The sequence below is a fragment of the Albidovulum sp. genome, assembly GCF_049646345.1.
Lineage (GTDB): Bacteria > Pseudomonadota > Alphaproteobacteria > Rhodobacterales > Rhodobacteraceae > Albidovulum.
The window spans coordinates 1-9057 of the sequence record NZ_JBARVQ010000174.1; the positions used below are offsets into that span (position 1 = coordinate 1).

Consider the following 9057-nt stretch of genomic DNA (forward strand, 5'->3'; position numbering starts at 1 on the left):
GAATGATCCAGGTCGAATTCATGGCGCGCTCCTCAGCGAAAGTCGGCGGGTCAGATCGGTGGCCAGACGCCCCTCAGGATCAGCCTTCGCGGTCTCTTTCCGCCAATCGGCGATTTCGGGATACATCGCGCCGATATCCACACCTTCGGCGAGGCTGTCCTTGGCAAAATAGACACGTCCACCTGCGGCGATGGTCTGGGTTTCCAGCCGCCGGATCAGTTCGCGTGCCTCGGCACGGTTCGGGAAATCGACAGCCAGCGTATACCCTTCCATCGGAAAGCTCATATAACCGCCACGCCCCGGCCCCATGCGTTTCAACACCGCGAGCGGCGATGCAAGGCCGGAGGTCGCGATCCGGTTCAGCATCTCGCGCAAGGCAGGCGCGGATGCGATCGGCACCACACATTGGAACTGGTGAAACCCGGCTTTGCCGTAAAGTTTGTTCCAGTCATGGATCTTGTCGAGCGGAAAGAAGAAATCCGAGATCGGCTTGACCACGGTGCGCCCGGTTTCCGGCACGCGCCGGTAATAGGCGTGATTGAAAAGCCGCACGACCGGGCCCGAAAGCGCAAATCGCGGGGCGTTGAACGGCACCTTGCGCGAGGTCGGGCGCTGGGGGATGAGGCCCGATCCGGTTTCCCCCTCTTCCAGGATACCTCGCCCGAGGGCAGCACCCGTCGCCGTTGCGTCGATCCAGCCGACGGAATATGTCGCATCCGATGCATCGAGCCGGGCGAGGAATTCATCCCAGTCGGCGATGCGCCGTTCGGTGACGACCATCACATCGCCCTTCGCCGCCAGCAGTTTCAGCCGCGCCGAGACGATCACGCCGGTCTGACCGAGCCCGCCTGCGGTGGCGCGAAAGAGCGCGGGCGTCTTTTCGGGCGAAACCTCGACCGGCCCCTTGGCGGTCAATAGCGTCAGTGAGGCGACATGCTGGCAGAATGACCCCGCATTGTGGTGGTTCTTGCCATGTACATCCTGCGCGATGCAGCCGCCGACAGTGGCAAATCCGGTGCCGGGCATGACCGCGGGCAGCCAGCCTTTCGGCGCGAAGGCGGCGGCGATCTCGCCCACACGCGCCCCGGCCTCGACATCGAGAATGCCGGTCTTCGCATCGAAGGAGAGCATCCGGTCAAGCCGGGTCATGTCGATCGCCCGGCCGCCATCGTTCAGGCAGGCATCGCCATAGGAACGCCGCATGCCGATCGCAGGGATAAGCCCGTCCCTCAGGATCGCGTCAAGCGCGCTGCGCCGTTCGGGGCGTGCAATCTCTCCGGTCGCGGTCAGCGCCCGGCCCCAGCCGGTATAGTCAGTCTTTTTCCAGAGCATCGACGCCTCTCAAGGATAGTCTTTCGGCGAAGGGGAAGACGGCCATGCCGACCCCCAGCGCGAACCAGAGCGTGGTGACACGGATGATCGCCGTTGCGGGGACTGACACGTCCATCGGGACCCCGTCAAGCGCCAGCAGCGCGATCATCGCCGCCTCGGCCCCGCCGACCCCGCCCGGCGCGCCGGTCAGCCCGCCCGCAAGCGTCGCAAAGACAAAGATCGCGATGGCCTTCATCAGACCGATATCGGCACCCATCCAACCAAGGAGCAGGTGGAAGGCATAGCCTTCGGCCATCCAGCCGATGATGCCAAGACCAAGGGCCGGGGCCGTCACGCCCAACCCGGAAAACCGGTCGAGCGAGCGGGCGGCTGTACGGATGCGTCCGAAGAGACGCGGCAGGCGGCCGATCAGCCGGTGGGCAAGCGTGACACAGCCTGCCAGCAGGCGCGGGCGGGTCGCGACATAAGCGGCCATCAGGGCAAGGATCGTCACCGGTACAGCACCGGTCACACCGGTTGCGGTAAGCGAGACGGACAGGCCGAGGATCAGCGCCATCGCGGCAAGGTCAGAGGCCCGGTCGACCAGTGCCAGTGGCGCGGTACGCTCAAAGGCCCAGCCGGTTTCGCGCCTGAGCCAGCGCATGCGCACCAGTTCGCCCAACCGCCCCGGGGTCACGACCATGGCAAATCCGCCAAGGAAGTGCCGCATATTCTGGCCAAGCGTCGTGGGCAGGCCAAGGCGGCGGGTAAAGAGATGCCAGCGCAGGCCACGAAAGACATAGTTCACCAGCGACAGCGCCAGCAGAACCGCGCCCTGCCAAAGCGTGAGGCGCGCGATCTGGGCGCGGGTTTCCTGCCATCCGGTGGCGGCGGCAAGCCCGATCAGCCCGGCGACGAAAAGCACGACAAGCCCGGCAATGATCAGCCGGTCCCGCACCCGCCGGTCGGGCGTGCGGTGGACATTCTTGGTCAAGGGCAGGTCGGCGCTCATCATTGCCCCGGTGGCTAGCAACGGATTGGGGCAGCAATATGGATTTGTTTCGAACCTGTCGACAGTATTAGCGGCGACGCAAGGGAGGCGACGTTGCCATCGGGAAAATGAAATACCCGCCGGAGCCCCGGCGGGTACCTTCGTGATCACAGGGTTTGCGCGGTCAGATCAGGAACCTGTGTTGTCCGCGACCTGAATGGCTTCGGTCTGTGCATTGCCACGGGAATAGCGCAGCGGCCGGATGTCGGAGGCCGCAGGGGTTCCGCGCGAATAACGCAGCGGCCGGATGTCTGAGGCAGGGGCGCCGCGCGAATAGCGCAATGGCCGGATCTCCGTTTCACCGGTGCCGCGTGAATACCGCAGCGGACGGATATCCGAGCCGCCGTCAAGCATGTCCGGACCGCCGTAAGCCGCCGCAAGGCGCATCGCGACCTCGTCTGTGCCGTAAGGTGTGCCGAAGGGCGTCACGACCGCAGCAGTGCGGATGGCGGCGACACGCTCAACCGCTTCACCATCAAATGGCGTGCCGTACATGGCGAAGGAATATGCAGGAGCAGTCACCTGATCCATGGGCGAGTCATAGGCGGCAACGCGCTGCGCCGCGGGTTCGCCGTCGAAGGGCGTGCCGTACATGGCGATGGCGTATGCCGGGGCCGTTTCCTGATCCATGGGCGAACCATAGGCGGTGGCCATATGCACTGCAGCGCTATCCTGATCGAACGGGCTGCCGTAGGCCTCGGCCGGGCTTGCACCATCGGCGGCGTAGCTGCCGGACAGGCCCGCGGTCAGAGCGACGGCGGCGGCGGAGATTGTATAGGCGACCTTGCGGCGCGCATTCAGGTGGCTGTCAAATAGCATGTTAATCGTCCTTGTTTACACAGATGGATTCGGTTGTCCGATGACGTCGATGTCTTCGGCATTTGTTGAAAAATTTGGGCATTTTAGTGGTGAACCTGGCGGGTACGCGGGCTGTGAGGGCCTAAATCCGACCGAAATCGCCGTTTAGCACCGTCCATGTCCGAAAGATGCAGAGGGTGCCCACAAGCCACTGTCGCGGGTGCGTTTTTTCACCGTGCCTGCCTGAAAGCAGGAACCTGCGCCCCGCGCTCTGCCAGTTCTTTCCGAATAGGTGGGATTTGATTTAAATTATTGATAGTAATGCTATTTACGAGCATATTTCCCGCGAAACCCCTCGGTAGAACGTTGGGAAAAACCAAATGGGACGGCTGGATTGCGACGTGACCGAGCGCGCAGAATTGGTGCGGTCAGAGGTCCGGGGCCGATGGCCAGAGGCGCCAAAATAACCGGTCTTTGGCGGCCTTGCCGAATTGTGGCAAAGGGCGCCAAAGTTCGTTCGAAGCACATATCCCGCAATCACGATATCCGGCGATAATGATTTCGTGCCGCGATCATTGTGCATGCCCCCGATCAAAACCGGAGGCAGGCAGTCCGATCAGACCAGCGTCGCTTCGGTCGCTGCGCGCATTTCAACCTCGGTCACGCCCTCGGCCAGTTCGACGATTCGCAGCCCGCCATCAACCACGTCGAGCACACCGAGATTGGTGATGATCCGGTCGACCACACCCTTGCCGGTTAGCGGCAGGGTGCATTGCTTCAGCACTTTCGACTCGCCGTGCTTGGAGGTGTGATCCATCACCACGATGACGCGGCCTACCCCGGCCACTAGATCCATCGCGCCGCCCATGCCCTTCACCAGCTTGCCGGGAATCATCCAGTTCGCCAGATCGCCGTTCTCGGCCACTTCCATCGCGCCGAGGATCGCCGCCGCGATCTTGCCGCCGCGGATCATGGCGAAGCTTTGGGCAGAATCGAAATAGCTTGTGCGCGAAAGCTCGGTGATTGTCTGCTTGCCGGCATTGATCAGATCAGGGTCTTCCTCGCCCTCAAAGGGGAAGGGACCCATGCCCAGCATGCCGTTTTCCGATTGCAGCGTGATGTCCTTGTCGCCGACATAGTTGGCGACCAGCGTCGGGATGCCAATCCCGAGATTGACATACATGCCGTCTTCCAGTTCCTCGGCCGCGCGGGCGGCCATCTGATTGCGATCCCACATTGGTCGATGCCTTTCCTTTGTCCACGTTTTCAGGCCGCAAGCTGCGGCAGATGATCCAGATAGTCCTGCAGGCAACGTCGGCCATAATCGGGGTTCATATGGCGCGCGTCATTTGCCGGTTGCTCAGCCCCGTTAAGGCGCAGCGAGCCACGGCTGTAGCTGGCAAAGGTCAGTCCGCTTTCCGCGACGGTATCTTTCGGCTGTCGAAGAAAGCCGATGCCGCGACGGTCCAAAGCGGCTGCACAGGCATCGTCGTGCCAATCAAGCGGAACGGAGACGGAGGCGGTCGTCCCGAACAGAAACTGCAGCACCGCGTCGTCCTGTGGGATGTTGCCCGTCCGGACGGTTTCTGACGGTCTTGGTTTCGGCAGGACGGTCACGCGCGGCCGCAACAGTTTTGACCAGAAGGCCCAGGGCGAACCGGCTTCTGCGATATCGTGAAGTATAGCGCAAAAGGCCGCCGCGGACAGACGACGGGAACTGCCCATATCGAATGCCTCGTCGACATCAAAGTCGCGCAGGATACTAAGCACGGCGTTCGGTCGGAACACGCCACCAACGATGAGGATGTCGTCGAAGCTTTCCAGATCGACATGGCTGTTGCCATTGATCCGGCGAAGTTTGTCGACAAGATCGGCCGGTGTTGCAGGCCCTTTGAAAGCACCGAACCGCGAACCGCCGCGCAACCGCAGCTGGCTGAACCCCTGTCCGGGCGCGCTGAAAAACCTGACCGAAACACCCGCAGGCGATGGATTCATCATGTCCCAGCCGAGTTTGAGTGCCGCGACATGCGAATTGCCGATCACGAGAACCTCCCTCATGGCGCGAAGGCCTCCAGCAAGGCCTCTTCGCAAGCCGGATCGTCCCAGTCATCGTCAGCATCCGCTGCCTTGACCGGCACATTCTCAGGTACGGCGCCGTGGGCCGTCAGGAAGGGGGTAAGCGCGGTGGAAACGCCCGTTGCCGAGACGCTGCGAAGATTGGCGTCGAAAACATCCGGCTCCGCCCGTCGCGAGGTAACGATCTCGTAGGAAGGATAATAGTCCACATTGTCGAACTGGCAGGTCAGGTCATGACAGACCGCGCGCAGGGCTGACTTCGAATAGCTGTTGGCCACTTCGACATGCGCGCCCGATGCGGTTGCCGTCAGCGGGACCGGCGATACGGTGACGAGGAAACGAATACTGGGATTGTCTTCCATCAATGCGCCACGGAACTCGGCAAAATCAGCAAAGACTTCGGCGCAGGAAAAGTTGACGAAAGCGACCCCTGCTTCGGCGGGGGGATCGGCGACGGTTCCCGGCGCGGTCGGATAGACGGTGCCGCTTTGTGGGTCGTGCCAGGCTTCGGTCAGGCCAAAGGTGAAGATCATCAGGTCGGCGCTGTGGAATGCGTCCCGCAGGGCGACCAGATGCTGGGCGCGGTGGCGGGCAGGAAGGGTCGGGTCGGAAAAGCCATCGGGTTCCACGCCCGGGCGCATAGCATCATAGAAACGGTCACCGGACTGCCAGACCGGATAGGCTGGCGTGAACCGGCCTGTCGTCTCACCCCAGAGCTGGGCAAGCTGGCGGGAAGTATAGATGTTGCCGTAGCGCGCCGAATAAAGGCCAAAGCCGAAGCGGCGCGCGGTCGCCGCCGACATATGGCGCGGTGCGGGCTCCGCGTCGATCACCGAAAAGCCCGCCCGTTTCAGGGCCGCCCCTACATGCTGGGCAAAACACGATCCTGCCGTGACGATCCGCGTGGCCGCTGAGATGTCGAACCGGGGGCGATAGATATCCTCAGGCAGCGCCGCGGCCCGCGTCGCCACCGCGTTGCGCCAGAAGGCGCGGGTCGGCAGATCGCTATAGGGCGAGGACACGCGCCTATCTCTTTCGGGTGGTGCGATTTTCGATGCGCTTTTCATGGGTGCCCTGAATGATCCGGTGCACATAGATGCCGGGCAGGTGGATCTTGTCGGGGTCGAGGCTGCCACGCGGGACGATCTCCTCGGCCTCCACGACGCAGACCTTGCCGCAGGTGGCCGCAGGTGGGTTGAAGTTGCGCGCGGTCTTGCGGAAGACGAGGTTGCCGGTGTCGTCGGCCTTCCAGGCCTTGACGACGGCAAGGTCGGCGACGATGCCGCGTTCAAGGATGTAAGTCTCGCCGTCGAAATCCTTATGCTCCTTGCCCTCGGCAATGACGGTGCCGACGCCGGTCTTGGTGTAGAAGCCGGGGATACCCGCGCCGCCCGCCCGCATGCGTTCGGCGAGCGTGCCTTGCGGGTTGAATTCCAGCTCCAGCTCACCGCTCAGATATTGGCGCATGAATTCGGCGTTTTCGCCCACATAGGATGAGATCATCTTCTTGATCTGCCGCGTCTCCAGAAGCTGACCGAGGCCGAACCCGTCCACACCGGCATTGTTCGAGGCGACGGTGATATCCTTGGTACCCGCATCGCGGATCGCCGCGATCAGAAGCTCGGGAATGCCGCAAAGACCAAAGCCCCCCGCCGCGATCAGCATGCCGTCGAAGAGAAGCCCGTCGAGGGCCTCCGCTGCGCTGCCATAGACTTTCTTCACCGGCATCCTCCTTGCGATGTGCTGAATACAACCCTTGCGCGCCTTGGCGCAGGCCGTGCTTTGGCTGACCGTGACGGATTGCGTTCCGCTCTGCCATTCGTAAAAATACGTATGTGGATACGTATGTGAGAGAGCGATGATATGCCCCCATCCGCCCCGGCACGCGATTATGAACGGCTGGCCTTCCTGCATGCACCCGACGCGACGCTGATCCTTGCGGACCGGGTCATCCTGCGCGCTAGCCTGCGGGTGCGCGAGGTCTTCGGCTGGACACCGGCGGAGCTTGAAGGCCAGTCGATCCGTCGTCTCTATCCGGGTCAGAGCGATTATGAGGTCATCGGCGAGCGGGCGCGCCGCGCGCTGATGGAACAGCCGGTCTATCAGGACGAACGCTTCATGCGCCGCAAGGACGGGCAGGTGGTGTGGATGGAGGGCTGCGGGGCGGCGCTGGACCGCGCCGATCCGCAGCGGCTGGCGATCTGGACCTATCGTCCGGCTGACCGCAAACCGGCGCAGTTCGGGCCGCTGACTGCCGCAGAAAAGCGCGTGGCGCGCTATCTGGTGAACGGGTTCACGAGCAAGGAGATTGCCCTCGCTCTTGATTGTTCGCACCGCACGGTCGAGGTGCACCGCGCCAACATGATCCGCAAGATGCAGGTCCGGAACAGCTTTGAGCTGGTCCGCAAGCTATTGATGACACCCGATCCGGACGGGGTTGCGGGACAGGGCGGTGAACGGGATCAGGCAGGTCAAACCGACGGGCATCACGGCAGTTGACGGAATGCGGCACAACGCATACTTAATCCCCGCGCGGATGGCCGGATGATCGCGGCCCCTTCGGGGGACGAGGAAAGTCCGGACTCCATGAAGCAACGGTGCCGGGTAACGCCCGGCCGGGGAAACCCGAGGGAAAGCGCCACAGAGAATATACCGCCCCCGTTTCGGCGGAGGTAAGGGTGAAACGGTGGGGTAAGAGCCCACCGCGGGACTGGCAACAGGACCGGCACGGCAAGCCCCACCGGGAGCAATGCCAAATAGGGGCCTCGCGCGGGTTGATCCCGGATCTCGGTCCGGGATATCACCGCAGGGACGCTTCAGCCCGAGAGGCCCGGGTTGGCAGCTTGATCCCGCCGGTAACGGCGGGACGAGAGGAATGGTCATCCAGCCCCGGATCAAGGTCCGGGGTGGACAGAATCCGGCTTACAGGCCATCCGCGCATTTTCTCCCCCTCGGCCGTGATCCCTGCGTTATGATGCGGAAAATCAATCCGGGAGGTTCCTCATGAGTTTCGTCAAGACCCTTGCCACGCTCGCTGTCGGTTTCGCCGCGGCGCGGGGCTATGACAAGTACCGCAAGATCGGCGGGATGGACGGCGTCAAGGAGGCGTTGAAACAGGCGGGGGAGCCGGGCGGCGCGGTCGATCAATGGGGGCAGCAGGCCGAGAAGATGGGCCTGCCCGGCGGGGCGAAGATGGTGCGCCAGATGTACGAACGGTTTGGCGGCGCGTCCGAGGCGGCCGAGGCTGGGATCGGCAGCCTGATCGGCTCCATGACCGGTGCGGCGGCGACGGGTGGCAAGGCAATGGGGGACATGATGGAGGCGATGACCGGAGCCTCGCCCGCCTCTCCCATCGCCGAGGAGAACGCGCGCCTGATGATCCGGGCGATGATCCAGGCCGCCAAGGCGGATGGAGAGATCGACGCCGATGAGCGGACCCGGATCCTCGATCACCTCAGCGATGCCAGCGATGACGAAATCGCCTTTGTCGAGGCCGAGCTGGACCGGCCCGTGGATGCGATGGCCATGGCCGAGGCGGCGGGGGCCTCGATGCGCGAACAGGTCTATTCATCGTCACTGATGGCCGTCCGGCTGGATACACCACAGGAACAGGCCTATCTTGACCAGCTTGCCACCGGCCTCGGACTTGATGCCGAGACCCGGGCGCGGCTTCATGCCGCGATGGGCCGTTAGGCGCGAAAATGCCGGGCGGGCTGCCGGATTTGCGGTTGACTCCGCCCCGAGCCTCGCTAAAAGGCGGGCTTCAAGGATTTCGCGGGCAACCGGTTTGCCCGGACTAGTGGAGAACGACAATGGCGAAG

At 63.2% G+C, this 9057-nt stretch carries 9 protein-coding genes and 1 other RNA gene; 3 read left to right on the top strand and 7 right to left on the bottom strand.

The window, feature by feature from the left end; all coding sequences use genetic code 11:
• Window positions 1–18: 18 nt before the first annotated feature.
• From WBB85_RS04315 to WBB85_RS04345, 7 genes are all read right to left on the bottom strand, one after another.
• A complete protein-coding gene (locus tag WBB85_RS04315; protein WP_432637397.1) occupies window positions 19–1332 on the bottom strand; it encodes an FAD-binding protein in 1314 nt (437 codons plus the stop codon).
• Window positions 1313–2323, bottom strand: coding sequence for a lysylphosphatidylglycerol synthase transmembrane domain-containing protein (locus WBB85_RS04320; protein WP_432637398.1), 1011 nt, complete (start codon window positions 2321–2323; stop codon window positions 1313–1315). The genes WBB85_RS04315 and WBB85_RS04320 overlap by 20 nt, the downstream gene beginning before the upstream one ends.
• 168 nt (window positions 2324–2491) lie before the next feature.
• Complete coding sequence (locus WBB85_RS04325; RefSeq protein WP_432637399.1) at window positions 2492–3181, bottom strand: hypothetical protein; 690 nt, start codon at window positions 3179–3181, stop codon at window positions 2492–2494.
• Window positions 3182–3776: 595 nt separating this feature from the next.
• Window positions 3777–4397, bottom strand: coding sequence for a 3-oxoacid CoA-transferase subunit B (locus WBB85_RS04330; RefSeq protein ID WP_432637400.1), 621 nt, complete (start codon window positions 4395–4397; stop codon window positions 3777–3779).
• Between the two features lie 29 nt (window positions 4398–4426).
• Window positions 4427–5218 carry a hypothetical protein gene (locus WBB85_RS04335; protein ID WP_432637401.1) on the bottom strand — a complete coding sequence of 264 codons (792 nt, stop codon included), beginning with the start codon at window positions 5216–5218 and terminating at the stop codon, window positions 4427–4429.
• On the bottom strand, window positions 5215–6258 hold the full coding sequence (locus tag WBB85_RS04340; RefSeq protein WP_432637402.1) for a GSCFA domain-containing protein: 1044 nt from the start codon (window positions 6256–6258) through the stop codon (window positions 5215–5217). Before WBB85_RS04340 ends, WBB85_RS04335 begins: the two co-directional genes overlap by 4 nt.
• 4 nt (window positions 6259–6262) lie before the next feature.
• Complete coding sequence (locus WBB85_RS04345) at window positions 6263–6958, bottom strand: CoA transferase subunit A (RefSeq protein ID WP_432637403.1); 696 nt, start codon at window positions 6956–6958, stop codon at window positions 6263–6265.
• A gap of 141 nt (window positions 6959–7099) precedes the next feature.
• Here WBB85_RS04345 and WBB85_RS04350 point away from each other — a divergent pair, with 141 nt between their 5' ends.
• The 3 genes from WBB85_RS04350 to WBB85_RS04360 all read left to right on the top strand — a co-directional run bounded on the left by WBB85_RS04350 (window position 7100) and on the right by WBB85_RS04360 (window position 8929).
• Window positions 7100–7735, top strand: coding sequence for a LuxR C-terminal-related transcriptional regulator (locus tag WBB85_RS04350; protein ID WP_432637404.1), 636 nt, complete (start codon window positions 7100–7102; stop codon window positions 7733–7735).
• Window positions 7736–7768: 33 nt separating this feature from the next.
• An RNA gene (rnpB, locus tag WBB85_RS04355) (RNase P RNA component class A) lies at window positions 7769–8177 on the top strand.
• Window positions 8178–8239: 62 nt separating this feature from the next.
• Window positions 8240–8929: a DUF533 domain-containing protein gene (locus WBB85_RS04360; RefSeq protein ID WP_432637405.1), complete on the top strand. Its 690-nt coding sequence runs from the start codon at window positions 8240–8242 to the stop codon at window positions 8927–8929.
• Window positions 8930–9057 lie beyond the last annotated feature (128 nt).

Bases quoted from the DNA above. Each gene is read 5' to 3' on its own strand.
- WBB85_RS04350 (WP_432637404.1), top strand. From the start codon at position 7,100: ATGCCCCCATCCGCCCCGGCACGCGATTATGAACGGCTGGCCTTCCTG.
- WBB85_RS04330 (WP_432637400.1), bottom strand. From the start codon at position 4,397: ATGTGGGATCGCAATCAGATGGCCGCCCGCGCGGCCGAGGAACTGGAA.
- WBB85_RS04335 (WP_432637401.1), bottom strand. From the start codon at position 5,218: ATGAGGGAGGTTCTCGTGATCGGCAATTCGCATGTCGCGGCACTCAAA.
- WBB85_RS04315 (WP_432637397.1), bottom strand. From the start codon at position 1,332: ATGCTCTGGAAAAAGACTGACTATACCGGCTGGGGCCGGGCGCTGACC.
- WBB85_RS04325 (WP_432637399.1), bottom strand. From the start codon at position 3,181: ATGCTATTTGACAGCCACCTGAATGCGCGCCGCAAGGTCGCCTATACA.
- WBB85_RS04320 (WP_432637398.1), bottom strand. From the start codon at position 2,323: ATGAGCGCCGACCTGCCCTTGACCAAGAATGTCCACCGCACGCCCGAC.
- WBB85_RS04360 (WP_432637405.1), top strand. From the start codon at position 8,240: ATGAGTTTCGTCAAGACCCTTGCCACGCTCGCTGTCGGTTTCGCCGCG.